Source organism: Methylocystis bryophila, assembly GCF_027925445.1.
Lineage (GTDB): Bacteria > Pseudomonadota > Alphaproteobacteria > Rhizobiales > Beijerinckiaceae > Methylocystis > Methylocystis bryophila.
Genome location: NZ_AP027149.1, coordinates 2,676,981 through 2,700,568, shown reverse-complemented (window position 1 = coordinate 2,700,568; position 23,588 = coordinate 2,676,981). Strand labels below are relative to the sequence as shown.

Sequence of the window (23,588 nt, the reverse complement as noted above, 5' to 3'; positions counted from 1 at the left end):
CGCTAGGGGATAAGAGATCAATCGTTCTCGACAAACTCCAAATTGACCACATCAACGAAATTACTCAATATTTTCAAGACAGTCCCGCACTCCCCCACGGTCAAGTTCCGGGCAGGGTAGACGGCGTCGCCGATGACGGTGAGCTGTATGTTGAACCAATAAGCGTCGATCGCCGTGGCGACGATCGTCGACTCGAGGCCGCCGCCGATCATCATGATCGGAGGCGCGCCAATGTCGTCGTGAAAGCTGCGGAACTTATGGTTGCGCAGCAGGGAGCAACGAACGCTGTCGAAGACGAGCTCGCCGGCTTCAAAAAGCGCGCCGCCGGGCCGCAGGTCATTCTGGCCGCGCGCGCCGCCGGAGCGAACCGCCGTATACGGCGCCTCCCTCGTCTCCCAAAGCTTGATGAGCCTGCCAACATTTGCGGCAGCCCTCAGAGGATAGCCCCCGACAGTGCTGTAATCGAAGGCGGGAGTTGAGACGCAGACCAGAAGAGGTTGCTGTCTCAATCCCCGTACGGCGCGAAAGTTAATGCTCATGCTGCATTCTTTGGTTTAGGGGTGGCTCTAACGCTGTTACTGGATACGCTACGCGCTGCTCGCGTTCTCGAGAACTCTAAAACGCCCTCTCTGTCCCAGTCTCCTTCGGGTCGCAATATCTTCATCGGATCTTCAGAAAGCGTAATTTCGTCGTCCGCAGGCTCAAGATCGATGGTCATCTCTGTGTATAGATGGTCGGAAAACAAAAATTCTTCTCGTCCGGGAATCGCCTTGGCGCCGAAGCGCGCCCAGAAAGATTCAAGTCCCTGGCGGGCATGTCCGTAAATGCGTCGGAAACCCTTGCGCCGCGCATGATTGATTCCGCAGCGAACCAGCTCAAAGGCGAGGGTGGAGCGGCGAAAGGGCTTGCGGACCGCGAGACGCTCCAGCTTGACGAAGTCGGCGAAGAATCGGGCGCGCAGGCAGCCCGCCGGCTCGTCGGCCGCGAAAGCGATGAAATGCGTCGCGCAATGATCGTTGCCGTCGAATTCCTCCGAGAAAGGGCAATCCTGCTCGGCTATGTAGACCGCAGAGCGTATCGAATAGACCATCAACAGATCGTCCATGGTTCTCGCGACGCGGACGTCGTATCTGGAATTTCTAAGCGTGTGGCCCGCATCTCTCGTCGAGTAACGCTCATTCTGGGACTCAACCAATGACATTACACTCTCCTCACGCTACGCCGCGCCCTCATGAGAAGCGCGTGGACACCCAGAGGCCAGAACCTTTCAGCCCACTCTCGACCAGACGCGAACCAAGGTTGTGCCCAAAGCCCAATCCTTTCTCGGTCAAGGGCCTGCCATAGATTTCCGCCATTTCGAACTCGGGACGGCGCAGCCAGGACATCAAATTGCCCATTGCCCTTATCCCGTTGGTCGGAGGACGGATCGCCCAAGCCCAGGCGTAAATTGCTTCGACGCGAGTTCCGGTTTCCGCTAGACAGGATGACTGAGGTTCGACCATGGACAAAGAACCGTCCAACAATCTCCTGACGCCTTCTGCGTTTAGATGCAGACAAGCAAAACACCCTACGAGCGAGCATCCATTTTTTACCACATAGATACTCTGCGAATGTGAGTGCACGCTGCGGAATGATGAAAAGGGCGCAATGATCCCCGGCACCAGTTCCATCAATAGATTGGAGAGTTGCGGCAACTCCTCGCCAAGCGCCGGCCGAACTTCAAGCGTGGGGCTGACCGGAAGCTCGTCGAGGCGGCGCTGCGCAGGTGCACGCGCTCGCCCGACGTCATATTCGCAAGCCAAGCTTGAACTCATTGCACCCTCCAGTGAATCGGCCTATTTCTGGACATTAATCCAAGCGGGAGCAAAACCGCGCAGACAATTATGCAAAGAGGCGCCGCAAAAATGCAGCACCGCGAAACCGGGTCTCCTTTGGGCCAGCTCGCCTGGGACGATCTGAAGTTTTTTCTAATTTGTGCAGAATCCGGGAGTTTCAGAAAGGCCGGGAAGCTCCTCAGAGTCGATTCGGCGACGATCGTCAGAAGAATAACCCGATTGGAAGCCGCCATCGGCCTTAGACTATTCAATCGGTTAACGGATGGGGTGACGCTGACCGACGAAGGTCGCTCTGTATCGCAGCATGCGCGGGCCATGCAGCGTGCGGCCTCGAGCATCGAGCGTCACTCAAAGATTTCTTCCGCCGGGGTACGTGGGCGCGTGCGCGTCGCCATCACCGAGGGTCTCGGCGTCTATTGGGTGTTGCCGCGCTTGCTCGACTTCCAGAAAGCAAACCGCAAGCTCACCTTTGATCTGCAAGCCACGATGGAGCACACCGACATCGGCCGGCTGGAAGCAGATATGTCCGTTCAGTTTGTGCGTCCCGAACGGCCCGATCTCATCAGCGTCCGCCTGGGATATTTGCATGTCTACCCCTTCGCCTCACACGGCTACCGCGAGCTCTACGGCCTGCCTTCCTCGATGGAGGAGGCCGGAAGGCATCGCCTCATCCAACAAGCCGGTCCTCTCCTGCAGCCTGGAGTCTACGAGAAGGTGCTCGGCGTCGACAGCCTCGAAGGCATCGTTGGGGTAGCCACGAACTCCAGCGCCGCCGTACTCTACGCCGTCGAGAGGGATGCCGGGATCGGCTTCCTCCCGACTTACGCGCTGACCCTTGGAGCAAAACTCATCCCCGTGGACGTCGGATTTTCGCATCGTCTGGAAATCTGGCTCACCTACCACCCCGATCTCCGCAATTCGTCCCGCCATATGGTCGTCGTGGAGTGGCTCCGGAGGATCTTCGACCCCGTGCGTTTTCCCTGCTTTGGGGAGAAGTTCATCCACCCCACGGAGCTTCCACGCCTGTTGTCCGACGCCGCCGCCATCAATTCCATCGACGGCTTCGCCGCGGCGAACCCGGACAGCCCTGTGGGCGCCGAATTGGAAGAAGGGGCGCTCTGAAAGCCACCTCACCCGCCAAGCGGACCTTTTACATTTCCGCGCAACAGCCTATATAGGCTTCTGTCGTCGCTTGCGGCGTCTATGGCGATAAACGAGCTTCGCAATAAACCTATCGGACCCGGGGGCGGTACCCGGCGCCTCCACCCGAGGCCAGCGCAAAGGCTGGGCTGGGGTGGGGGCGAAATAGGATTGACGAGGGCGTAAAGGGGGTTTTTTCGCTCGGCATGATACCGCCGTTATCGGGTCAAACCTATAGTTGCCAACGACAACTATGCTCCGGTGGCCGTCGCCGCGTAATGCGGCGCCTACACTGGGAATCAAGTCCTGAAGGTTAGCGCCTTCAGGCGGGGCTCGGAGGCGCCTGGCAACAGAAGCCTCCACTTCCCACGGGCGCCGGCGAGACGCCTTGCACTCAAGCCGCTCGAAGCGTCATGGCCGCGGATCTCTTCTTTCGTTACGACCTCCTGGTGCAGAACGCCTATCTGGGCGTCGTCCGCAGCGTGCTTTCCCAAGTCGCCGCCACCGGCGAGCTGCCGGGCGAGCATCATTTCGTGATCGCCTTCCGCACCGACGCGCGGGGCGTGAAAATCTCGCCCCGGCTGCAAAGGGAATGGCCGCAGGAGATCACGATCATTCTCCAGCATCAATTCTCCAACCTCGTGGTCGGCGAGGAAGGCTTCTCCGTCACACTGTTTTTCCGCTCCGTTCCCGAAACCCTTCACGTGCCCTTCACGGCCTTGCGCGCCTTCGCCGACCCGGCGGCAGGGTTTAGCTTCCAGTTCAACGTCGAGGGGGAGGAGAACGAGGAGCTGGATTCGGCGCCCCGCCCCGCCGGCTCCTCGCCGGCAAAGCCCGAGCAGCCGTCGCCGCCCTCCCCGTCGCCACGGGACACGCCCGCAAAGGATGCGCCGCCGTCCGCCCCGTCGAAAGGCGACAAGATCGTATCGATCGACGCCTTCCGCAAAAAGAGTTAGGGGCTGCGGCAGGTGGGCGAGGTCGTTAATCTGCGCGGCGCGCGTAAGGCGCGCGAAAGAGCGGAAAAGGCGCGCGAGGCCGAGGCCAACCGCGTCGCGTTCGGCCGAACCAAAGCGGAGCGCCGGCTGAGCGACGCGCAGGCCTTCCTCGAACGGGCTCGCCTCGAGGGGCATCGGCTAGATCAGGCTGCGTTTGAACGGGATCCCGTAAACGCAGACAAGGTGATCGACACCAAAGTTTTAGAGCGTGATTCGCGCGAAAAACCGGTTTCCACCTTTTCGCATCGCGCCCCTGCCCCCTCCTCCGAAAAGCCCGAGGGTCAGCCGGAGCCGGCGCGAGACCCGTGACGAGCGAGCGCCGGGCGACGACCGACCTCGGCATCGAGAAGAATCTCGATCCCGGCCCTCCACAGAAACGCTCGATCACTATTGCCGGCCACAAGACCAGCGTTTCCCTGGAAGCCGCCTTTTGGAACGTGCTGCGCCAGCTCGCCCTTGACGAGGGCTCCTCGCTCGCCGCGCTCGTCGCCAAGGTCGACGCCGGCCGGGGAAAGGCGAATCTCTCCTCGGCCTTGCGCGTTTACGCGCTCGAGCGAACCGCCCGCGCCGAATAATTCCTGACAGCGCGTCTCTTGGCCGCGCCGTCTTGTCAAACACAAGACTAAGGGAGAAGCTATACCGAGGCCGGCCCCCCCGGCTAGGTTGGTTGGGGCCGGTCCGCCCGGCCAACTTGATTTGAATTGGAGGATGAGATGCGCGATGGATTTGGAGCCTTCAGCCGCAAGCTGCTCGCGGAGTTTCTCGGCACTTTCTGGCTTGTGTTCGGCGGCGTCGGCAGCGCGGTGATTTCGGCCGGCTTTCCTCAGCTCGGCATCGGCTTCAGTGGCGTCGCGCTCGCCTTCGGCCTCACGGTGCTCACGGGCGCCTACGCATTCGGCCCCGTCTCCGGCGGCCACTTCAATCCGGCCGTCTCGCTCGGTCTCGCGGTCGCCGGCCGCTTCTCATGGAAGGAGCTGATCCCCTACTGGGTCGTCCAGCTCGTCGGGGCGACCTTCGCCGCTTTCGTTCTCTTGCTGATCGCGCGCGGCAACATCGATTTCTCGCTCGCCGGCGGATTTGGCGCCAATGGTTATGACGAGCATTCTCCGGGCGGCTATACTTGGCAGGCGGCGCTGCTGGCGGAAATCGTGCTGACGGCCTTCTTCCTGCTGGTCATCCTCGGCGTGACCGAGGGCCGCGCCCCCGTCGGCTTCGCGCCCCTTGCGATCGGCCTGGCGCTGACGCTGATCCACCTCGTCGACATCCCGGTCACCAACGCCTCGGTGAATCCGGCGCGCTCCACGAGCCAGGCCGTCTTTGTCGGCGGCTGGGCGCTCCAGCAGCTATGGCTCTTCTGGCTCGCGCCTCTTCTCGGCGGCGCAATCGGCGGGCTCATTCACCGCTTCACGCTCGCTGACAAAACACCCGAGCCGGAAATTAGCGGTCGTTGATCGCGGCTCCGAGGGCGTCCTCCGGGACGCCTCCAAGCGCGCTCGCCGCGCTCGTCTCTCAAGAACGTCTTCCGTCTGCACGGCTTCGCGCCTCGCGCGCCGCCTTGAGGCGCGCGAAGTCGGCGCCGGCGTGGTGGGAGGAGCGCGTCAACGGCGACGCCGAGACGAGGGCAAAGCCCTTGGCGTAGGCGAGCGCTTCGTAAGACGCGAATTCCTCCGGCGTGACGAAGGCCGCGACCTCAGCGTGCTTCTTCGTCGGCTGCAGATATTGGCCGAGCGTCAGGAAATCCACCTCCGCCGTGCGCAGATCATCCATCACCTGCGTGACTTCCACCTTGCTCTCGCCAAGGCCGAGCATCATCCCGGATTTGGTGAAGAGCGTGGGGTCGAGCTCCTTCGCGCGCTGTAACAGCCGCAGGGAATGAAAATAGCGTGCGCCCGGCCGGATGGGCGGGTAGAGACGCGGCACGGTTTCCAGATTGTGGTTGAAGACGTCCGGCTTTGCCTCGACGACAATCTCGAGCGCACCGGCCTTCCGCAAGAAATCCGGGGTCAGCACCTCGATCGTCGCCTGCGGGGCAAGCTGCCGAATCGCGCGGATTGTCTCGGCGAAATGCGCAGCGCCGCCGTCTACCAGATCGTCGCGATCGACAGAGGTCACGACGACATGCGCGAGCGCAAGATCGCGCGCGGCTTCCGCCACGCGCCGCGGCTCATCGGGGTCGAGAGGTCCGGGTAGCCCGGTCGCAACATTGCAGAAGGCGCAGGCGCGCGTGCAGACCGCGCCGAGGATCATGAAGGTCGCCTGCTTCTTCTCCCAGCATTCGCCGATGTTGGGACAGGAAGCCTCCTGGCAGACGGTGACCAGGCCTTTTTGTGCGAGCAGCGCGCCGGTCTCGCGGAACCCCGCCGAGCCCGGCGCCTTCACGCGGATCCAAGCGGGCTTCTTCGCAACGGGGTTGTCTGGCCTATGCGCCTTTTCGGGATGGCGAAGGCGAGGTCGGGGATCATTGCCGAGGAGATCGAGGGTGTGAGGCATGACTTAGATTTAGCGCCCTTCGAGCTCGGACGGAATCCACGGAGCAAGACGACAACACGTCAGATCGCGCAACCCCCCGCCGGAGCTGCGCGGCGTGGGCTGTAAGCCGCAACACTCACAATAACATGGTTAATAAATCACAGTTCTCGGAATTTTTAAATCGCAAGTCAGGGCGTCGTCGGAGCGCACTCAGTTTAAATACCACAGAATCACGAAACCGGCAGAATTTCCGAAGAGCGGGTCGCCCACCGAATTATAGTTAACGTCTATAAACTTTTATTTTCAGTATGTTATTCAAGAGGCCGCAGACGCGCCCCGGCGGCGGGTCGGCCTTCAGGGTGCGTAACCGAGCGCTTGATTGACGCGCGAGATGGCGACGCCAACATCGATGCGCGCGTTCGCTTCCATTTTCTGCGCCTCGAGCTGAAGCTGGCGAACGCGGTAGAGATCGAACGCGCTCGTCTCGCCGAGCGCAAAGGATTTTTGCGAGAGCGCGAATTGCTCGCTTGCGAGCACGAGCCGCTTCTTCGCGACCACGGCGGCTTTTTGCGCGGCCGCGAGGCTCTCCCGCGCAGCCTGGACTTGAGCGAGGATCACGCGGCTTGCGCGCTCGTATTCCGCCTGCGTCTTTACGAGTTCCGCCTCGGCTGCCGCTCGCTTCGGCTCGTTGCGCGCGTCGGTCGGCAGCGGCACGCGGAAGTGCACGCCGACCGTCGTCGAGTCCGTTCGCTGATCCTGAAACGGCTGATCCGCGCCGGTCACATATTGATAATTGTGATCCTGCCGCATGAACACGCCGACTTCCGGATTGTCGATCGGCGAGCGCTCGACGAGCTTGGCCTCGGTTTCCGCGCGCGAAACCGCGGCGCGCAGCGCCCGCAGCTCCGGATGCAGCTCCATGTCTCGCGTAGGCTCCAGGACCTCCAGTGATCCGGTCGGCGTCCCGCCGTTGGTTAGCGCCGCATAGTTCAGGTACGCAACCTTTTCCGAGCCGATGGCCTGAGCAAGCTCGGTCTCGGCCGCAAGGGTCTCGTTATCGGCGAGAAGCGCGTCAGTCTTTGCGGCGTCTCCAAGCTCGACACGCCGTTTCATGTTCGCGCCGATCTCCTGCGCTGTCGCAACCCGCTGTCGCGCCACCTCCGTCAGTCGCGCGGCGCGCTGGGCCGTCCACCAAGCCTCACGCAACAGACCGGCGACTTCCAGACGGCGGCGAATGAGCATTTCTTCAGTCTCATGCACACTGGCTGAAACCGTCGCCTCAAAAGCGTCGCGCTGGCCGGGAAGCCAGAGCGGCATGCCGACCTCGACCTCGCTCTCGTAAAGCCCGCGCAGATTGCCCGCGACGTTGTTCCGCTGCGCGCCCCCGACATAGGGCGAGCCGGGCGTCACCGAGGCCGCCTTCGCGTAATTTGCCGAAACCGCGCCGACTTGCGCCGCAAGCGCCCGGCTTTGCGCATCGGCGTCGACCGCCATGTCCATATGGCGCGCGATAACGAGTCCCCGCGCGTTAGACGGTTTGGCCTTGATTTTGGCCGAGGCGTCGTCGCTCCCGATGACCACGGCGACCATGAGGAAGAAGCGGATGAAGCGCGCCGATCTCATGGAGCCGGCTCGTGTGCGGGCGGCGCCCGGTCGGATGACCCGGCTGGACGCTCGCCCGCCGGGGAACTGTGCGCGCCGAAGCGTTCGTAAAGTATGGGCAAGAGGATCAGTGTGAGCGTCGTCGCGGAGATCAGCCCCCCGATGACGACGACAGCCAAGGGACGTTGAATTTCGGCCCCCGGCCCCGTCGCAAAAATGAAAGGGGCGAGACCGAAAGCGGCGATGGTCGCCGTCAGCATCACGGGCCGCATGCGGCGCCGCGCGCCGTCCACCACGATTGCGCGCATCGTGCGCCCTCCCTCGGCGGCGAGCTTGTTGAAATAGGAAATAAGCACGACGCCGTTGAGCACGGCGATGCCGATGAGCGCGATGAAGCCGACAGAGGCCGGCACCGAGAGAAACTCTCCGGAGAGCCAAAGGCCGACGACGCCGCCAATCGCTGCGAAGGGCACGTTGCAGAAGACGAGCGTCGCCTGCGTGACGGAATTGAAGGTCAGATAAAGCATCAGGAAGATCAGCGCCAAGGCCAGCGGCACCACGATAGCCAGTCGCGCCGAAGCCCGCTGCTGATTTTCGAATTGTCCGCCCCATTCGTAGCGGTAGCCTCTGGGCGTGTGCACCTCCTTCGCTACCGCCTTCTTCGCCTCGTCGACGAAGCTAACCAGATCGCGGCCCTCCACATTGGCGAGCACTGTGGCGAAGCGTTGGCCCTCCTCGCGAATGACTTGTAAGGGGCCGTTCTCGTCGTGGATCTCGGCCAGCTGCGAAAGCTCCACCACGTTTCCCTCGCCGGAAACGACCGGCACGCGGGCGAAATCGACTGCGGAGCGACGCGCGGTCTCGGTCCCGCGGACGACGAGAGGCGTGCGGATAGGCCCCTCTAAGATCAACCCAACTGGCTTGCCGTCCACCCAGACGCGCATGGCGTCCTGAATCTCGCTGGCGTTGATTCCAAACCGCCCAGCCGCGAAACGATCGATGCTCACTGTGAGGTAGCGCATGCCGTCATTTTGCAAGGCGAACACGTCGCGCGCGCCGTTGAGCTTGCGCAAAGAGGCGGCCACATCGCGCGCGAGACGATTCAATTCGTTGATGTCGTCGCCGAAAATCTTCACGACCACGTCGCCGCGCGCGCCGATGATCATCTCCTGAACGCGCATGTCGATCGGTTGGGAAAAGGCATAGGTAATACCGGGAATCTTGTCGAGAACCGCGCGAAGCTGGCCCACTAGCCAATCCATCCCATGCCCGCGCCACTCCGACTGCGGCGCCAGAGTCAGGAAATTGTCCGTCTCATTGAGTCCCACGGGGTCGATTCCGAGCTCATCGGCGCCGGCTCGCGCCATCATGCCTTTGACCTCGGGGACCTGCGACATGATCTCGCGCTGGATGCGCCGATCTGTTTCAGCGGCGATCTCGACGCTGATGGTCGGGTGCTTGCGCACCGTTATGACCGGCGTGCCCTCGTCCATCACCGGCATGAAGGTCTGACCGATGTGGGTCGCCGCAACCCCTGTGGCGCCAAGCGCGACAAGAGCGATCGCGCCGACCATGAGCGGATGCGCCAGCGCGCGCGCCAGCAGGCGCTCGTAAACATGCGCGATTCTGCGCACGAGCCAGGGCTCGTCCTCCGCCCCCGGCCGCAGCAATGTCGCGCTGAGCGCCGGCACGACGGTCAGCGACAAGACCAGCGCGGAAGCCAGCGCGAAGGCGATGGTGAGCGCGACGGGGGCGAAGAGACGCCCCTCTAAGCCTTCGAGCGACAGCAGCGGCAGAAACACGATGATGATGATGAAGACGCCGGAGGTCAGCGGAACCGCGACCTCGCGGGTCGCCTCCAGCGTCACGCGCAGACGATCCGCCCCGCTGACGCTACGCAGCGAAGCCATCCCGTGCTCGACGTTCTCGACGACGACGACGGCGCAATCCACCAGAAGCCCGATCGCGATCGCCAAGCCGCCGAGCGACATGATGTTGGCGGATAGCCCCCAAAGCTGCATGATCCCAAAGGTCGAGAGCGCCGCGAGCGGCAAGATCAACGACACGACGATCGCCGCGCGCAAATTGCCGAGGAACAGGAAGAGCAAGAGAACCACGAGCGCGACGGCTTCCAACAACACTTTCTGAACGGTCCATATGGCTTTGCCGATCAGCTCGCTGCGGTCGTAGAAGATTTCGATATGCGCGCCTTTGGGCAGGTTCGGCTCTAGCTCCGCGAGCTTGTCTTTTACCGCCGTCACGACGCTGCGCGCATCGGCGCCACGCAAGCCGAGAACCAGCCCCCAGACCGCCTCGGCCTCGCCATTGCGGCTGACGACGCCGTTGCGAGGCAGCGCGCCAAATCGAACCTCTGCAACGTCGCCGACTCGGACAACGCCGGTGCTTCGGCTGACGATGACGACGCTCTTGATCTCATCGAGATTATGCAGGCGGCCTTCCGCGCGCACGAGCAAGGCTTCTTCCCCATCCTTCACGCGGCCGGCGCCGTCGTTTCGGTTGTTGCCGGAAAGCGCCTGCTGCAGCATGGAGACGGTGACGCCGCGCGCGGCCATGGCGGCGGGAGACGGCGCAACTTCGAAAGTGCGCACGAAGCCGCCCAGGACATTGACGTCGGCCACGCCCGACAGTCCCCGCAGCGCCGGTCTTAGGGTCCAATCGACGAGGGTTCTTTGCTCTGTTGGCGTCAGATCGCCCCCGACGATGGTGAACATCAGCATTTCGCCAAGCGGCGTGACGATCGGCGCGAGTCCGCCGCTCGCGTCCTGTGGCAATTGATCCGCCACCTGCGCGAGGCGTTCATTGACCTGCGCACGCGCCCAATAGATGTCCACGCCCTCCGCGAATTCGAAGGTGAGCAGCGCGACCGAATAGCGTGTCGTCGAACGCATGCGCACGAGGCGCGGGATGCCGCGCATGGCGATCTCAATGGGAGCGGTGACGCGACTCTCCAGCTCTTCCGGAGTCAATCCGGGCGCACGCATGGCCACGAGCACCTGCACTGGCGCGACGTCGGGGAAGGCGTCGATCGGCAGTTTCGTGTAGGCATGCGCGCCCCAAGCCGCGAGGGCGAGAGCGCCGAGGAACACGAGAAGCCTTCGGCCGAGCGCCAGCTTGATGATTTGGTCGAGCATCGCCTCTCGTCACTTCTCTTTCGCAGCGAGCTCGGCGAGCAGGGTGAGAATACCACGCGTCGCGATGCGGTCGCCGCTTTTGAGCGCGCCGCGGATCGAAGCATATTGCGGCGTTTCCGCGACGAGAACGACCGGAACCGCGCGAAACCCGGAGGCGTCGCGCGCAAAAACGAAATGCTGATCGTGGTGCGTGACGACGGAATCGGCTTGGATGCGCCACTGCGGTTCGCCTGCTCCTCCCACAACCAGAATGGCCTGCACCGCTTGCCCTGGCCGCAACAGATTCTTCGTCGCTTGAAACTCCGCAACGGCGGCGATGGACTGAGTGGCGGCATCCACCGTACGGCCCACGCGGATCAGCCGGCCCCGTACGCCCAGAGAGGGAAGAATGACGCTCTGGCCGATTTGCAAGGGCGTTTCGCGTCCCACGGGAATTTGCAGATTGACCCAGATCGGATCTAGGCGCGCGATCGTGACGAGCGGCGCTGAGGCCGGCACCCGCTCGCCGGCCGAGCCGTGGCGTTGGAGAACGATCCCCGATACGGGCGCGCGCACCAGGAGCGCGCTCGCGAGCTTCCGGCTGCGGCGCAGCGCTTCAATTTCGTCACTGTCCATGCCGTCCAAGGCCAGCAATTGCCGGCGCTCATCGAGCGCCGACTCGGCTTGGACCGTTTCCGCGCGCGTTACGAGGAGACGGCGTTCAGCAATGATGCGTTCCTTGAAGAGCTGCTCGTCTCGCCGCAGCTTTTCACGGGCGAGATCCGCGTCGGACACAGCGTGGAGAAAGGCGCGTTGCGCCTCGACCAGCTCTGAAGACTTGAGCTGGGCCACGGGCGCCCCTTCCTTGATCTCCTCGTCGGGGGCGACGAGCAGCGTTTCGACCAATCCCGCGGCGGGAGCGGCCACGACGCGGATTTGTGTCGGAGGCGCCACGACGACGCCGGGAACGACCAGTTCCCCCGTCGCCCGTTCGCTCTCGATGGGCGAGATCTCGATCCCCGCCGCCCGAATTTGCTCTTCGCTCAGCGGGAGCTCTATCTCGCCAGCCGGCGCGTGCGGGGGGGTCTCGGCGCGGGCCAAGCCCAGCCAAAGATGCGCAACCAGCAAAACGAGGAGCGTCCTGAACGCCATCCTGACCTTCTCGACGTGACCTAGAGAGGCGGCAATTTCTCAAATGTGAGCTGACATCCCGCTGACGTAGACGGCGGGAGAGTTGGTGACGTGAAGAGAAAAAAGCAGAGAGCCTCTTGTTCAGGCGAAAACAACCCTCGACGGGCGAAGCGAGAAAACGACGTCGAGACCGATGTCAGCTTGTTGAAAGGCTCCCTTCTTTAGGCTGAGCATACCACAATCTCTAACCAGCTGACGGAGCGGAAAACTGTGAAGCCCTCGGTTGGTCGGGAGCATATCGCCCCAAGCGAGCAGGAAATGCAGTTGAAACATCGAACCGAACTACGCCATTCTGGACCGCGTCCTCAAAGGCGGCTTTGGCCTCGCAACGCGCGCAAGACGGCGGATGGAGAGGCGAGCACGGCCTCGTTGATGGTCGAGGCGATGCGGCTGCAATGGGCCATCGAGGAAGCTTGATGCGGATCCTCCTAGTCGAAGATGACGAGCGCATTGCGAGCGACGTGTCGAAGGCGCTCAAAGAGGCCGGCTATGTGGTCGAACGGGCCGCGACGGGTGAAGACGCCTCCTTTCTAGGAGAAACCGAGATGTTCGCCGCCGTCATTCTGGATCTTGGCTTGCCCAAGCTCGATGGGCTGGCGGTGCTGAAGCGCTGGCGAGCGCAAAGCCTGCACTTTCCCGTCTTGATTCTGACGGCGCGCGGGTCCTGGACCGAAAAGGTCGAGGGCATCGACGCCGGCGCTGACGATTATCTCGCCAAGCCGTTCCAGATCGAAGAATTGCTTGCGCGGCTGCGGGCCATCCTGCGGCGCGCCGCGGGCCGCGGTTCTTCCATCATCACGGCCGGCCGCGTCATGCTCGACGAACGCGACATGACAATAAAGACCGGCGACGGACCGATCGAGCTCTCGGCGCTCGAATATCGTCTGCTCGCCTATTTGATGCATCGACACGGCGAAGTCGTTGCACAGTCCGAGCTCGTCGAGCATGTCTATGGTTCGGATCATCAATCCTCCAACGCCATTGAAGTTCTCGTCGCGCGCGTTCGCAAGAAAATCGGCAGCGACGTCATCGAGACGCGCCGGGGCCTCGGCTATATCGTCCCGAACACGACGCAATGACCCAGCACTCCCTGCGTCGACGCTCGTTCCTCATAGGCCTCGTGACCATCGCTTTTGCTTTGCTGCTCGCGGGGGCCGGCATCGTGCTGCTCTTCGAGCGCCACGTCGAGCGCGCTTTGGACGACGACCTCGACGCATTCGTCGATCAAATTCGCGGACGACTGGGAAGCGACTCGAGCGCCGGCAAGCCGGGGCTCTCCGACAAGGCGGCTTTGTCCTCGCAACGCGCGCAAGACGGCGGTTGGAGAGGCGAGCGCAGCCTCGTTGATGAGCGAAGCGATATGGCTGCAGTGGGCCATCGAGGATGCTTGATGCGAATCCTTTTTGTCGAAGACGACGAGCGCATTGCGCGCGTTCGCAAGAAAATCGGCAGCGACGTAATCGAGACGCGCCGGGGCCTCGGCTATATCGTCCCGAACACGACGCAATGACCCAGCACTCCCTGCGCGGACGCTTATTCCTCATAGGCCTCGTGACCATCACCTTTGCTTTGCTGCTCGCGGGGGGCGGCATCGTGCTTCTTTTCGAGCGCCACGTCGAGCGCACTTTGGACGACGACCTCGACGCATTCGTCGATCAAATTCGCGGACGACTGGAAAGCGACTCGAGCACCGGCAAGCTGCGGCTCTCAGACTATGCGAGCGATCCGCGCTTTGAGAAGCCCCAATCCGGATATTACTGGCAGATCCTGGGAGAGGCCGGATACGGAATGATACGTTCCAGATCCTTGCAAGATTTTACGCTCATGCCGCGCGCCGCATGCATCGCCGATGGGCGGACGCGTCACTTTTACATGACGGGGCCAAAGCATGAGCCGCTTCTCGCCGGACAGTTATGCGTCAAGTGGCGAGGAGCTCGCGGGGAGACACAAGTTCTCATTGTCGTCGCCATCGAAACCGACAGCCTCGCGATAACGCGAAACGCGTTCACGAGCGAGATGATCGTCGGCCTGCTGATCCTAGCCTCCGTTCTGGCGATTGCGCTTTGGCTCCACGTCGATCTCGGGATAGCCCCGCTCGCTCGGCTCCGAGCGGAAGTTTCCGAAATCGCCCGCGGGGAGCGGACGAGGCTCGGCATGGGCGCCCCCAAGGAGATTCAACCGCTGATCGAGGAGATGAACACGCTCCTACAAGAACGCGCCGCGCAAACTGAGCGTGCGCAAAATCGGGCCGCTGACCTGGCTCACGGCCTGAAGACCCCTCTCACCGCGCTTGTCGCGGATTCGAGATTGTTGAGAGAGAAAGGGGAAAAAGAAATCGCCGGATCCCTCGAAAGAATCGCCGAGGTCATGCAGCGAACCGTCACGCGCGAGCTTGTCCGAGCGCGCGCGAAGGAAGGACTGCGCGGCCGAAGAATCGCCGAGGCGTCTGTGCCCGAGGTCGTGGACACGCTCATCCGCACCTTGACGCGAACCGGAACCGAGGTCGAGTTCGATGTGCGCGCGCCGTCGACCCTGACGGCTCCCTTCGACCGCAACGACCTCATGGAGGTCGTCGGCAATCTGCTCGAAAACGCCTCTCGTTATGCGAGCTCCCTCGTGCGGGTGACGGCGAGCAGGGAGGGCGCTTCGACCCGGCTCGTCATCGAAGACGATGGACCGGGTCTGCCCGAAGGAGCCGAGCAATTCGTTCGCCAGCGCGGCGGTCGGCTCGACGAAAGCGGCAACGCCGGACTCGGCTTGGCGATCGTCCAAGACGTTCTTGACGCCTATGGAGCGACCATCGAATTTTCGCGCTCCGATCTGGGAGGGTTGCGCGTCTCGGTCAATCTGTCGCCGGATCGCGCGGAGGGGATCGCTTAGCGCGTTTGCCGCTCGAACGGAATCGTTCGAGCGATAAGGAATCGCGCCAAGTCAAAACGTTAGAGCATGTCATGACCGGAAAACCGCTTCGCGCTTCTCCGTGACATGCTCTAGAGAAACTCTCTACACATGCTCCACGGCGATGACGCCGGGGATGATTTTCAGCGCGTCGGCGACCGCGGCGCTCGCCGAATAGCCGCCCGGCAGCCGGATCTCGATTTCCTCGCCCTCCGCCTCGCGCATCACGACGAGCGTCACCTCGCCCTCCCCTTTCGTCGCGAGCCGAGTCCTGATCCCTTCGAGCGGCGCGGCGTCGCGCAGGAAGATGCGCAGGCCCTTCTGCTGCTTCGCCGCCGCGACCGAAAGGCTCTCGACGGTCACGATTCGCGCGCGCACCTCGTCGCCTTCGAGCGCGGCCGAGAGCGTGAGCAGCACAGCAGCGCCCTTTTCGAGAGAATCGCGATATTGCGCGAGCCCCTCCGCAAAGAGGATCGCCTCATATTGCCCGCTCTCGTCGGAGAGTTGCACGACGCCCATCTTGGAGCCCGATTTGGTGCGCCGCTCGGCGCGCTCCAGCACGACGGCGGCGAGACGTCCCGCGCTCGCGCCGCGCCGCACCGACGCCGAGAACTCGCTCCAGCGCTGCAGACGCAGACGTTTGGCCACGCTCGCATAGGCTTCGAGCGGATGGCCGGAAAGGAAAAAGCCCACCGCGTCGAACTCGCGCTGCAACGTTTCGGCGGCGCTCCAGGGCGCGCATTTGGGCAGCGGAAGCTCCTCGCGCGCGTCCAGGCCAAAAAGCGCGTTCTGGCCCTGGGCGCGATCGTCCTGATGTCGGTTCGCGGAAGCGAGTATCGTTTCCACCGCCCCGAAGACGCGGGCGCGATCGGCATTGAGCGCGTCGAAGGCGCCGCAGGCGGCGAGATTTTCCAAAACTTTTTTGTTCACCTCGCGCGGATTGATGCGCCTGGAGAAATCCGAAAGGCTCGCAAAAGGCGCGTCTCCCCTCGCGGCGACGATCGCGCGCGCCTGGCCGTCGCCGACGCCCTTGATCGCGCTGAGCGCATAGCGGATGGCCAGCTTGCCGTCCGGCCCCGCCGCGACGTCGAAATCGGCGCCGGAGCGCAGAACGGAAGGCGGCTCGACCACGATTGCAAGCCGCATGGCTTCCTGCCGAAATTCAGCGAGCTTGTCGGTGTCGGCCATGTCGAAGGTCATCGACGCCGCAAGGAACTCGGTCGCATAATGCGCCTTGAACCAGGCGGTCTGATAGGCGATCAGCGCATAGGCCGCCGCATGGCTCTTGTTGAAGCCATAATCGGCGAATTTGGCGAGCAGCTCGAAGATCTCTTCGGCTTTGCCCTTGACGATGCCGCGCTCCACCGCCCCGTCGACGAAGCGGTCGCGCTGCTTGTCCATCTCCGCCTTGATCTTCTTGCCCATGGCGCGGCGCAGATTGTCGGCCTCGCCGAGCGAGTAGCCCGACAGAATCTGCGCGATCTGCATCACCTGCTCTTGGTAGATGATGACTCCGAAGGTTTCCTTGAGAACGGGCTCGATCTTGGGGTGCAGGTAATCCGGCTCTTCCTCGCCATGCTTCACGGCGCAATAGGTCGGAATATTCGCCATCGGGCCGGGGCGGTAGAGCGCGACGAGCGCGATGATGTCCTCGAAACGGTCGGCGCGCATCTCGACGAGCGCCTTGCGCATGCCGGCGCTTTCGAGCTGGAACACGCCGACGGTCTCGCCCCGCCCGAGCATCGCATATGTCTGCGCGTCGTCGAGCGGGATGTTGCCGAGGTCGAAATCCGGGACGCGGGCGCGCACCAGCGCAGTCGCCGTCGCGAGCACGGTCAGCGTCTTCAGGCCCAGGAAGTCAAACTTCACAAGCCCCGCCGGCTCGACCCATTTCATGTTGAACTGGGTCACCGGCATGTCGGACTTCGGGTCGCGATAAAGCGGCGTCACTTCGTCGAGCGGCTGATCGGCGATGACGATGCCCGCCGCATGCGTCGAGGCGTTGGAATAGAGCCCCTCGAGCACGCTTGCGATCTCGAAGAGCCGCGCGACCCGCGGATCTTCCTCGACCGCTTCGCGAAGCTTCTGCTCGCTCGCCAGCGCCTCCTTCAGCGTCACGGGCTTGGCCGGATTTTGCGGGACGAGCTTCGCGAGCTTGTCGACCTGCCCAAGCGGCATTTCGAGCACGCGCCCGACGCTACGCAGCACGCCGCGCGCCAAGAACGATCCGAAAGTGATGATCTGCGCGACCCGATCGGCGCCGTAGCGCTGGCGCACATAATCGATGACCTCGCCGCGCCGCGTCTGGCAGAAATCGATGTCGAAGTCCGGCATCGAGACGCGTTCCGGATTGAGGAAGCGCTCGAAGAAGAGACCGAAACGCATGGGATCGAGATCGGTGATCGTCAGCGCATAAGCGACGAGCGAGCCGGCGCCGGAGCCGCGGCCGGGCCCCACCGGTATCCCTTGCGACTTTGCGAATTTGATGAAGTCCGAGACGATGAGAAAATAGCCGGGAAAGCGCATCTTCTCGATGACGCCGAGCTCGAACTCAAGCCGCGCGTCATAGTCGGCGGAAGTGAGCCCCCCCGCCGGCCCCGTCGCGGCGAGGCGCGCCTCGAGGCCTTCGCGCGCCTGGCGACGCAGTTCCGCGGCCTCCATTGCATCAAGCGCGTCCTTGCCGGCTTGCGGATCGGCGCGCATGAAACGCGGCATGATCGGGTTGCTGGTCGTCGGGCGGTAGGCGCATCGCCGAGCGATCTCGACGCTGCTCGATAGCGCCTCCGGCAGGTCGGCGAAAAGCGCGCGCATTTCCTCGCGGCTTTTGAAATAATGTTCCGGCGTCAGGCGGCGGCGCTCGGCCTGGCTCGCGACGCTCCCTTCCGCAATGCAAAGCAGCGCGTCATGGGCTTCGAAATCGTCGCGCGTCGCGAAGAAGGGTTCGTTCGTCGCAACGAGCGGAAGGCCGTGCCTGTAGGCCATGTCGAGGAGCGGCGCCTCCGCCGCCTTCTCCGCCGGCGATCCATGCCGCTGGATCTCGATATAGAGCCGCTCGGGAAAAAGCGCGGCAAGCGCCTTGAGCCGCGCTTCCGCCGCCTCGGCGCGTCCCTGCGCGATGAGGGGATCGAGCGCGCCCAGAGGTCCGCCCGTCAATGCGATGATCTCCGCGCCATCGCTTTCGAGATCGGCGAGCGTCAGCGCCGGCGGCTCGCCGGGGCTGGCCTCGAGATGCGCGCGCGAGCAAAGCCGCATCAGATTGAGATAGCCCGCGCGTGATTTGGCGATCAGCACGAGATTGCCGAAGGCGTGCTCTCTTCTGACGGCGCCGCGCTCCGGAGCCTCGAAGGCGACGGCGATCTGCGCGCCGGGAAGGCTCTGGAGCCCCGCTTTCGCGGCCTTCTCGGAAAATTCGAGAGCGGCGAAGAGATTGTTCGTGTCGGCGACGCCGATGGCCGGCTGCGCGTTCTTTTCGGCAAGCTCGACAAGGCGCGTCAGGCCGAGCGCCCCTTCGCGCAGCGAGAAGGCCGTGTGCACATGGAGATGCACGAATCCAGGATCAGAGCTCACGCGCGCATTCATGCCGCAGGCGCGTCAAAGGGTCAAAGGCCTTGTCGCATCGCTCGCAGCGAGGGCGTCCGGGGGCGCGGAGACGAAGCCTCCCGCGCCGCGAAGAAACAACTCAATTCACGCACTCGCCGACGTCGGCGACCCCGATCCTTCACGAGATCGGGGCGCCGAAACAGCCAACCTCAAGTATTCACAATAAGATTTATTCAGCCGAGCCGAACGTCGAGCCGAAGGACTTGGCAGCCGGGTTGAACGTCTTGGCAGCGGTTTCGATCGGCTTAAAGGCTTCCTTAGCCAAGTCGGTGTAAAGCTCGCCGATCTTCGTGGCCTGCGCGACGAAGTCCTCATAGGCGCCCTTGGCATATTCCTGCTGCAGTGCGATAGCCTCGTCGAACTTCTTGACGCCAAGGAGCTTCTCGGCGAAAGCGCGTCCCTTCTCAAAGGACTTCTTGGAATATTCCTGCGTCTCGGCGGCGATGCCCTGCCAGCCCTTGGCGATGGCGGAAGCCGAAGCCGAAGCGGCCTCGAACTGGTCCTTGCCCAGTTGCTGAACGTTATCGAAGTTGGCGACCATGGTGTCATCCTTGCCGTTGTGGTCCGCCTCTTTCGAACCCGGAAGGGCGCGAGACGGCCTTAACGAAAGATTTTATACTGCACTGCACAATAACCAGTCAAGAGCCATGTTGTGGCGCAGCATGGCCAAGCTCACGTAACGCGGCTTAACCTCCGAGTAACCGCGCCGAATTATTCTTGTCCGCTGTGATGTCTTGGCCACGTCCGGTCCGGCAGCGCGGACGTCGAGACACGAGATACAGGGGAGCGGGCCAGCAAAATGATGACGTTTGGCGTCCTTCGGAGCGTTAAACCGAGTATAATGCTGCGGTTTATCCTCATCTTTAGCGCATTGACGCTAACTATTTTCTCTGATGCCGCGCAGGCCCGCGGCTGGCGCCATCATTACGGTCACGCCGCCTATGGCCGTCAGCGTCTAGCCCTGCGCGTCGCGCATGGGCGTCCCTTGCGCCCGGCTTTCTACGGCCATGGCGGACGGGTCTTTCACGCCTCGTCGCATGGAGGCTCCGGAGAGCGCTTTCTCTCCCCGCCCGGCTTCGCGGCGATCGTCGTCGACGCCAACAGTGGCCAAACGCTTTTTTCGCAAAAGGAAGATCAGCAGCGGCATCCTGCCTCGATCACCAAGGTGATGACGCTTTACCTGCTGTTCGAGCAGCTCGAGAAGGGCCGGCTGAGCCTGCATTCGCCACTGAGAATCTCGCAGCACGCCGCCGCGCAGGCGCCGTGCAAGCTCAATCTGGATCCCGGCGAGACGATCGAGGTCGAGGACGCGATCAAAGCGGTCGTAACGAAATCCGCAAACGACATCGCAGTCGCCATCGCCGAGGCGATCGGCGGCGACGAGGAGCGCTTTGCCGAGATGATGACTGCGAAGGCGCATTCGCTTGGCATGCGCGACACGCATTTCGCCAACGCTTCCGGACTTCCCAATCCTGCGCAGATCACCACAGCGCATGACCTCGCCGTGCTGGGCCGAGCCGTCCAAGAGCATTTTCCCAAATATTACCGCTATTTCTCAACGCACGCCTTCGCCTACAACGGCGAAGTCATGCGCAACCACAACCATCTTCTCGATCGCGTCGAGGGAATGGACGGCATCAAGACCGGCTACACCAACGCCTCCGGATTCAATCTCCTGACTTCGGTGCGGCGCGGCGGCCGACACATCGTCGCGGTGGTTCTTGGCGGGAGGTCGGCCGGCGCGCGCGACGCCTATATGGCCTCCCTCATCCATCGTCACATTGGGGACGGCGAGACTCACAAGACCGCCCAACCCATTCCGGAGGATTCCGAGGACGGCGTCGACGCTCCCGCCGCCACAGCCTCGATCCCGCCCCAGCCCGCACATGATGCAAGCATGGCCTATGCGAAAGCTTCAGCGGGCGAAGGCGAGGAGAGCGCTCCAGGAGCAGTCCGCAGCGTCGCGCAAAAGGTTCCGCCAGCCGCAACGGAGGACGCGGCCCCGCCGAAAGTGCGCCCGGCCTTCGTCTCGGGCGGACAGAAACGCCCGGTTGCGGAAACCGGAGGCCAGACGCACGCCCTTGGCGGCTCGACGACTGGCGGCTCGACGACGGCGAGCGCCGGAGCGAAGAGCGCACTGCGCGTGGCCGCCGCGCCGACGACGCCATCGGCCATAAAGCAATCCGAAAGCGATAAGCCGCATGGCCCCAAGGCGGAATCCTCGCGTCCCGCCCATCCCGGCTGGATGATCCAGCTCGGCGCGACAGACGAACTCGAGAAAGCGCGGGAATTGCTGGCGCGGGCGAGAAGCGAGGCGCACAGCGTTCCGGCATCCGCCAAGGCCTTCACGGAAAAAGTGCGCAAGGGCTCGGAAACCCTCTACCGAGCCCGCTTCGCCGGGCTTGGGGAGGACAGCGCCGCGCAGGCTTGCCGCGAATTGAAGCGTTCGGGCTTTTCCTGCTTCGCGACGAAGAATTAGGGAGCCGCCCGATGTCATTCGCTCCGCAGCGAGGCCTCAGAAGCCGACGGGCCTCGCTCAGCCCCAAGAATCTCGAGCGGCTGGCTCGGCTAAACCTGACGCCCGCGCATCAGGACATCCTTGGCTTCGTTGACCCGGGCGGCGAGGTCGGTCGCCCCGCCATGATCTGGATGAAGTTTCTTCATCAGATCGCGGTGCGCCCGCGCGATCTCGCTCGCCGGCGCGCCCTTCTTAAGTCCCAGTATCTGGTAAGCCTCCTCCTCGGAAATCGACTGCCGACGGCGGGCGCCGGCGCTCCGAGAGTCTCCGCCTCGCTCCTCTGCCTGACGCCATCCGGCAAACCGGCGGTCGAAATACGCCTCTAGCAGCCGCGCGCCCTGAGGATCGTTGCTAAGGCAGAAATGGTAAAGGGACAGGAGCTGGCTGCGCGTGAGCTGATCGAAGGGCATGCCCTCCTGCGGGCCGGCGAGCACGGTGCCGCGGATCGCGCCGTTGGTTCGGTCGAGCTCCATTTCGACAATGGCCGTGCGGACTCGCGAAACGCCGCCGCCGCGCCTCGCGGAGCGGAACCCTTTCGCCGTCAGGGCCGAAAAATCGATAAGCCATAGGCCGAGGCCGAGTATCGCGAGACCGGGAGCGATGACCCCGCGCAGCACGAGAAGGCCTCCAACAAGAGCGCAGAGCGTTCCGCCGCCGAAACGAATCGTTTTCGCCAAGGCGCGCGGCGACGCCTGCGCGTAGGCGCGCAGCAGAAGATAGGCGAGCGTCGCAACAAGAACTCCTAGGATAATCGACATTCCAAGGCTTCCTTCTTCCGTCGGCCTTTCCTAAATCTGTGACAGCGGCAAGGTCGCCGCCGTCTCCCCTTTCGGAGGCGCCGCTCGAAAGCCGCCTGTCCGCCGGATGGCTGCGTCCTGCTTCCCATAGCAAATCGGGCGGGAAGCGCGCCAATGCAAGAGCCGCCTTGAGCGCGCGAAAAAGTGGAAACCGGATTTTCGCTGGAGGCGTTCAGGCTTATTCTTGGAGTCGATCACTTTTCCTGCACCAATGAGCGATGCTCAAACGCAGCACGAACGAACGCTTATGCGAGGACCGGTTGGCAGAATTTGCGCTTCTCCGAAAACCACCCCTCATCGCTGCGCTGCAGTATGAGGACAGCGCCGCGACGCAGACTTTGATCGAGGCCTTTGCGAAGTCGCTGCGGGACAGAGGATTTTCGATCGCCGGCGTCGTGCAGACGCGCCTGAAGGAAGGGACCGCGACCAAGCCCCGAATCGTATTGCGCGACCTCGAGAGCGGCGCCATCTACCCGATTTCTCAGGATCTGGGGCCAGGCTCCTCGGCCTGCAACCTCGATGCGGGCGAGTTGGCCCTCGCCTGCGGCGCGGTCGAGCGCGCGACTCGTCGAGGCGTGGACATCGTCGCGATCAGCAAGTTTTCCAAGCAAGAGGCGGAGCGCGGCGGCTTATGCGACGCCTTTAAGATCGCCATGGCGACGAGGACGCCCGTCGTGACCGGCGTCTCCCCCCATTATCTGACCGAATGGGCCGAATTCGCTGGGGCTGTCGCGACTTTTGTCAGGCCCGAACTCGGCGCGCTGGAAAGCTGGTGGGACAAGCTTCAACAGGAGCCACGCTAGCTCGCGCTGCGCTCAGACCGGCTTCCGCCCATTCTCCGCGCGGCGCGCAGCCTCGGGCGCCACGCCAAATCTTCGGCGGTAATTCGCGTCGAAACTCTCCGTGTCGCTGAATCCGACGCGCAACGCGATTTCCGGCACCGCCAGATGCGCCTGGGCCGGATCGCCAAGCAGCGCACGCGCGCGCTCCAATCTGCGCCTCAGCTTGTGATCGGAGAAGCTCTTTCCCGTCTTCTTGAGCAGCCTTCGGACTTCCCTTTCCGTAACGCCATATTTTTCCGCGATGGCCATCGCGCTGAAGCCGGGCTCGCAGGCGTGCTCGGCGATCTCCGCGAGCACCGTGCGCAGCTTAAAAGGCGCTTGCGCCGGCGTAATCGCCTGCGGCTCCCCATCTCCCGACGCATCGTCCATCATCGCCCTCCCATCACCAGCCTGCGGTGACGTTAAGCTTCCGATCTGGAGAGCGCCGTTTGCTAGCGCACAAAGCGAGCGGAGGGGAGATAGCGGTGGAAGGGAGTGAGGATTGCGATTGAGGGAATTATAATACAAATGAGAAGCCGAACCATTTTTAACATAGATTATTCTATTAAAGTATCTAAAATATCATTCGTG

Annotated in this window: 22 protein-coding genes and 1 other RNA gene; 12 read left to right on the top strand and 11 right to left on the bottom strand. The window is 63.1% G+C overall.

The features are described 5' to 3' along the window. Positions 1-17 precede the first annotated feature (17 nt). From QMG80_RS12550 to QMG80_RS12540, 3 genes are read right to left on the bottom strand one after another with little or no spacing between them, the layout of a single operon-like run. Entirely contained in the window at positions 18-539 is a 522-nt protein-coding gene (locus tag QMG80_RS12550) for a hypothetical protein (RefSeq protein ID WP_158658877.1), read from the bottom strand. Further along, the gene (locus QMG80_RS12545; protein WP_085773109.1) at positions 536-1,201 is read right to left on the bottom strand and encodes a GNAT family N-acetyltransferase; all 666 of its coding nucleotides are present in this window, start codon (positions 1,199-1,201) and stop codon (positions 536-538) included. The genes QMG80_RS12550 and QMG80_RS12545 overlap by 4 nt, the downstream gene beginning before the upstream one ends. 28 nt (positions 1,202-1,229) lie before the next feature. Next, on the bottom strand, positions 1,230-1,814 hold the full coding sequence (locus QMG80_RS12540) for a hypothetical protein (protein WP_158658876.1): 585 nt from the start codon (positions 1,812-1,814) through the stop codon (positions 1,230-1,232). A 69-nt stretch (positions 1,815-1,883) separates the two neighbouring features. On the opposite strand from QMG80_RS12540, the gene QMG80_RS12535 reads away from it, so the two are divergent. The 6 genes from QMG80_RS12535 (at position 1,884) to aqpZ (ending at position 5,421) form a co-directional block, all read left to right on the top strand. After that, positions 1,884-2,957, top strand: a complete 1,074-nt coding sequence (locus QMG80_RS12535) for a LysR family transcriptional regulator (protein WP_102938134.1) — start codon at positions 1,884-1,886, stop codon at positions 2,955-2,957. 22 nt (positions 2,958-2,979) lie between these two features. Then, positions 2,980-3,339: a transfer-messenger RNA gene (gene ssrA, locus QMG80_RS12530) on the top strand. 49 nt (positions 3,340-3,388) lie between these two features. Then, positions 3,389-3,931 carry an SspB family protein gene (locus QMG80_RS12525; protein ID WP_085773108.1) on the top strand — a complete coding sequence of 181 codons (543 nt, stop codon included), beginning with the start codon at positions 3,389-3,391 and terminating at the stop codon, positions 3,929-3,931. Positions 3,932-3,943: 12 nt separating this feature from the next. Continuing rightward, positions 3,944-4,279, top strand: coding sequence for a DUF4169 family protein (locus QMG80_RS21580; RefSeq protein ID WP_085773107.1), 336 nt, complete (start codon positions 3,944-3,946; stop codon positions 4,277-4,279). Further along, the gene (locus QMG80_RS12515) at positions 4,276-4,545 is read left to right on the top strand and encodes a ribbon-helix-helix domain-containing protein (RefSeq protein WP_342586555.1); all 270 of its coding nucleotides are present in this window, start codon (positions 4,276-4,278) and stop codon (positions 4,543-4,545) included. Before QMG80_RS21580 ends, QMG80_RS12515 begins: the two co-directional genes overlap by 4 nt. Positions 4,546-4,683: 138 nt before the next feature. Then, positions 4,684-5,421, top strand: a complete 738-nt coding sequence (gene aqpZ / locus QMG80_RS12510; protein ID WP_085773106.1) for an aquaporin Z — start codon at positions 4,684-4,686, stop codon at positions 5,419-5,421. A gap of 58 nt (positions 5,422-5,479) precedes the next feature. Here aqpZ and lipA read toward each other — a convergent pair whose 3' ends face one another. From lipA to QMG80_RS12490, 4 genes are all read right to left on the bottom strand, one after another. Next, the gene (gene lipA, locus QMG80_RS12505) at positions 5,480-6,460 is read right to left on the bottom strand and encodes a lipoyl synthase (RefSeq protein ID WP_085773105.1); all 981 of its coding nucleotides are present in this window, start codon (positions 6,458-6,460) and stop codon (positions 5,480-5,482) included. A gap of 333 nt (positions 6,461-6,793) precedes the next feature. Then, complete coding sequence (locus QMG80_RS12500) at positions 6,794-8,062, bottom strand: TolC family protein (RefSeq protein WP_085773104.1); 1,269 nt, start codon at positions 8,060-8,062, stop codon at positions 6,794-6,796. Next, positions 8,059-11,193 carry an efflux RND transporter permease subunit gene (locus QMG80_RS12495; RefSeq protein WP_085773103.1) on the bottom strand — a complete coding sequence of 1,045 codons (3,135 nt, stop codon included), beginning with the start codon at positions 11,191-11,193 and terminating at the stop codon, positions 8,059-8,061. Before QMG80_RS12495 ends, QMG80_RS12500 begins: the two co-directional genes overlap by 4 nt. 9 nt (positions 11,194-11,202) lie before the next feature. Beyond that, complete coding sequence (locus QMG80_RS12490) at positions 11,203-12,324, bottom strand: efflux RND transporter periplasmic adaptor subunit (RefSeq protein WP_085773102.1); 1,122 nt, start codon at positions 12,322-12,324, stop codon at positions 11,203-11,205. Positions 12,325-12,621: 297 nt separating this feature from the next. On the opposite strand from QMG80_RS12490, the gene QMG80_RS12485 reads away from it, so the two are divergent. The 4 genes from QMG80_RS12485 to QMG80_RS12470 are packed head-to-tail and all read left to right on the top strand — an operon-like array spanning position 12,622 to position 15,243. Further along, on the top strand, positions 12,622-12,780 hold the full coding sequence (locus QMG80_RS12485) for a hypothetical protein (protein WP_281926136.1): 159 nt from the start codon (positions 12,622-12,624) through the stop codon (positions 12,778-12,780). Beyond that, positions 12,780-13,442, top strand: a complete 663-nt coding sequence (locus QMG80_RS12480; protein WP_085773101.1) for a response regulator transcription factor — start codon at positions 12,780-12,782, stop codon at positions 13,440-13,442. The genes QMG80_RS12485 and QMG80_RS12480 overlap by 1 nt, the downstream gene beginning before the upstream one ends. Beyond that, positions 13,439-13,873, top strand: a complete 435-nt coding sequence (locus tag QMG80_RS12475) for a hypothetical protein (RefSeq protein ID WP_085773100.1) — start codon at positions 13,439-13,441, stop codon at positions 13,871-13,873. Before QMG80_RS12480 ends, QMG80_RS12475 begins: the two co-directional genes overlap by 4 nt. Continuing rightward, positions 13,870-15,243: an ATP-binding protein gene (locus tag QMG80_RS12470; RefSeq protein ID WP_085773099.1), complete on the top strand. Its 1,374-nt coding sequence runs from the start codon at positions 13,870-13,872 to the stop codon at positions 15,241-15,243. Before QMG80_RS12475 ends, QMG80_RS12470 begins: the two co-directional genes overlap by 4 nt. Before the next feature lie 123 nt (positions 15,244-15,366). On the opposite strand, the gene dnaE is transcribed toward QMG80_RS12470, so the two are convergent. Both dnaE and QMG80_RS12460 read right to left on the bottom strand, forming a co-directional pair. Then, a complete protein-coding gene (gene dnaE, locus QMG80_RS12465) occupies positions 15,367-18,840 on the bottom strand; it encodes a DNA polymerase III subunit alpha (RefSeq protein WP_085773098.1) in 3,474 nt (1,157 codons plus the stop codon). A 190-nt stretch (positions 18,841-19,030) separates the two neighbouring features. Further along, a complete protein-coding gene (locus tag QMG80_RS12460) occupies positions 19,031-19,402 on the bottom strand; it encodes a phasin family protein (RefSeq protein WP_085773097.1) in 372 nt (123 codons plus the stop codon). A gap of 300 nt (positions 19,403-19,702) precedes the next feature. Between QMG80_RS12460 and QMG80_RS12455 the strand changes: the two genes are divergently transcribed. Then, positions 19,703-21,340 carry a D-alanyl-D-alanine carboxypeptidase gene (locus QMG80_RS12455; protein WP_245299992.1) on the top strand — a complete coding sequence of 546 codons (1,638 nt, stop codon included), beginning with the start codon at positions 19,703-19,705 and terminating at the stop codon, positions 21,338-21,340. An 89-nt stretch (positions 21,341-21,429) separates the two neighbouring features. Here the strand turns inward: QMG80_RS12455 and QMG80_RS12450 are convergent, their stop codons facing one another. Continuing rightward, positions 21,430-22,137, bottom strand: coding sequence for a DnaJ domain-containing protein (locus QMG80_RS12450; RefSeq protein WP_085773096.1), 708 nt, complete (start codon positions 22,135-22,137; stop codon positions 21,430-21,432). Between the two features lie 257 nt (positions 22,138-22,394). Here QMG80_RS12450 and QMG80_RS12445 point away from each other — a divergent pair, with 257 nt between their 5' ends. After that, entirely contained in the window at positions 22,395-22,979 is a 585-nt protein-coding gene (locus tag QMG80_RS12445; protein ID WP_085773094.1) for a DUF2478 domain-containing protein, read from the top strand. Positions 22,980-22,991: 12 nt separating this feature from the next. On the opposite strand, the gene QMG80_RS12440 is transcribed toward QMG80_RS12445, so the two are convergent. After that, positions 22,992-23,387: a helix-turn-helix domain-containing protein gene (locus QMG80_RS12440; protein ID WP_158658874.1), complete on the bottom strand. Its 396-nt coding sequence runs from the start codon at positions 23,385-23,387 to the stop codon at positions 22,992-22,994. Between the last annotated feature and the right edge of the window lie 201 nt (positions 23,388-23,588).

What these genes read in the sequence shown, in the direction of transcription:
- QMG80_RS12550 (WP_158658877.1), bottom strand. Translation starts at nt 539, where the DNA reads ATGAGCATTAACTTTCGCGCCGTACGGGGATTGAGACAGCAACCTCTT.
- QMG80_RS12545 (WP_085773109.1), bottom strand. Translation starts at nt 1,201, where the DNA reads ATGTCATTGGTTGAGTCCCAGAATGAGCGTTACTCGACGAGAGATGCG.
- QMG80_RS12540 (WP_158658876.1), bottom strand. Translation starts at nt 1,814, where the DNA reads ATGAGTTCAAGCTTGGCTTGCGAATATGACGTCGGGCGAGCGCGTGCA.
- QMG80_RS12535 (WP_102938134.1), top strand. Translation starts at nt 1,884, where the DNA reads ATGCAAAGAGGCGCCGCAAAAATGCAGCACCGCGAAACCGGGTCTCCT.
- QMG80_RS12525 (WP_085773108.1), top strand. Translation starts at nt 3,389, where the DNA reads ATGGCCGCGGATCTCTTCTTTCGTTACGACCTCCTGGTGCAGAACGCC.
- aqpZ (WP_085773106.1), top strand. Translation starts at nt 4,684, where the DNA reads ATGCGCGATGGATTTGGAGCCTTCAGCCGCAAGCTGCTCGCGGAGTTT.
- lipA (WP_085773105.1), bottom strand. Translation starts at nt 6,460, where the DNA reads ATGCCTCACACCCTCGATCTCCTCGGCAATGATCCCCGACCTCGCCTT.
- QMG80_RS12500 (WP_085773104.1), bottom strand. Translation starts at nt 8,062, where the DNA reads ATGAGATCGGCGCGCTTCATCCGCTTCTTCCTCATGGTCGCCGTGGTC.
- QMG80_RS12495 (WP_085773103.1), bottom strand. Translation starts at nt 11,193, where the DNA reads ATGCTCGACCAAATCATCAAGCTGGCGCTCGGCCGAAGGCTTCTCGTG.
- QMG80_RS12490 (WP_085773102.1), bottom strand. Translation starts at nt 12,324, where the DNA reads ATGGCGTTCAGGACGCTCCTCGTTTTGCTGGTTGCGCATCTTTGGCTG.
- QMG80_RS12485 (WP_281926136.1), top strand. Translation starts at nt 12,622, where the DNA reads ATGCAGTTGAAACATCGAACCGAACTACGCCATTCTGGACCGCGTCCT.
- QMG80_RS12480 (WP_085773101.1), top strand. Translation starts at nt 12,780, where the DNA reads ATGCGGATCCTCCTAGTCGAAGATGACGAGCGCATTGCGAGCGACGTG.
- QMG80_RS12475 (WP_085773100.1), top strand. Translation starts at nt 13,439, where the DNA reads ATGACCCAGCACTCCCTGCGTCGACGCTCGTTCCTCATAGGCCTCGTG.
- QMG80_RS12470 (WP_085773099.1), top strand. Translation starts at nt 13,870, where the DNA reads ATGACCCAGCACTCCCTGCGCGGACGCTTATTCCTCATAGGCCTCGTG.
- dnaE (WP_085773098.1), bottom strand. Translation starts at nt 18,840, where the DNA reads ATGAATGCGCGCGTGAGCTCTGATCCTGGATTCGTGCATCTCCATGTG.
- QMG80_RS12460 (WP_085773097.1), bottom strand. Translation starts at nt 19,402, where the DNA reads ATGGTCGCCAACTTCGATAACGTTCAGCAACTGGGCAAGGACCAGTTC.
- QMG80_RS12455 (WP_245299992.1), top strand. Translation starts at nt 19,703, where the DNA reads ATGCTGCGGTTTATCCTCATCTTTAGCGCATTGACGCTAACTATTTTC.
- QMG80_RS12450 (WP_085773096.1), bottom strand. Translation starts at nt 22,137, where the DNA reads ATGTCGATTATCCTAGGAGTTCTTGTTGCGACGCTCGCCTATCTTCTG.
- QMG80_RS12445 (WP_085773094.1), top strand. Translation starts at nt 22,395, where the DNA reads ATGCTCAAACGCAGCACGAACGAACGCTTATGCGAGGACCGGTTGGCA.
- QMG80_RS12440 (WP_158658874.1), bottom strand. Translation starts at nt 23,387, where the DNA reads ATGGACGATGCGTCGGGAGATGGGGAGCCGCAGGCGATTACGCCGGCG.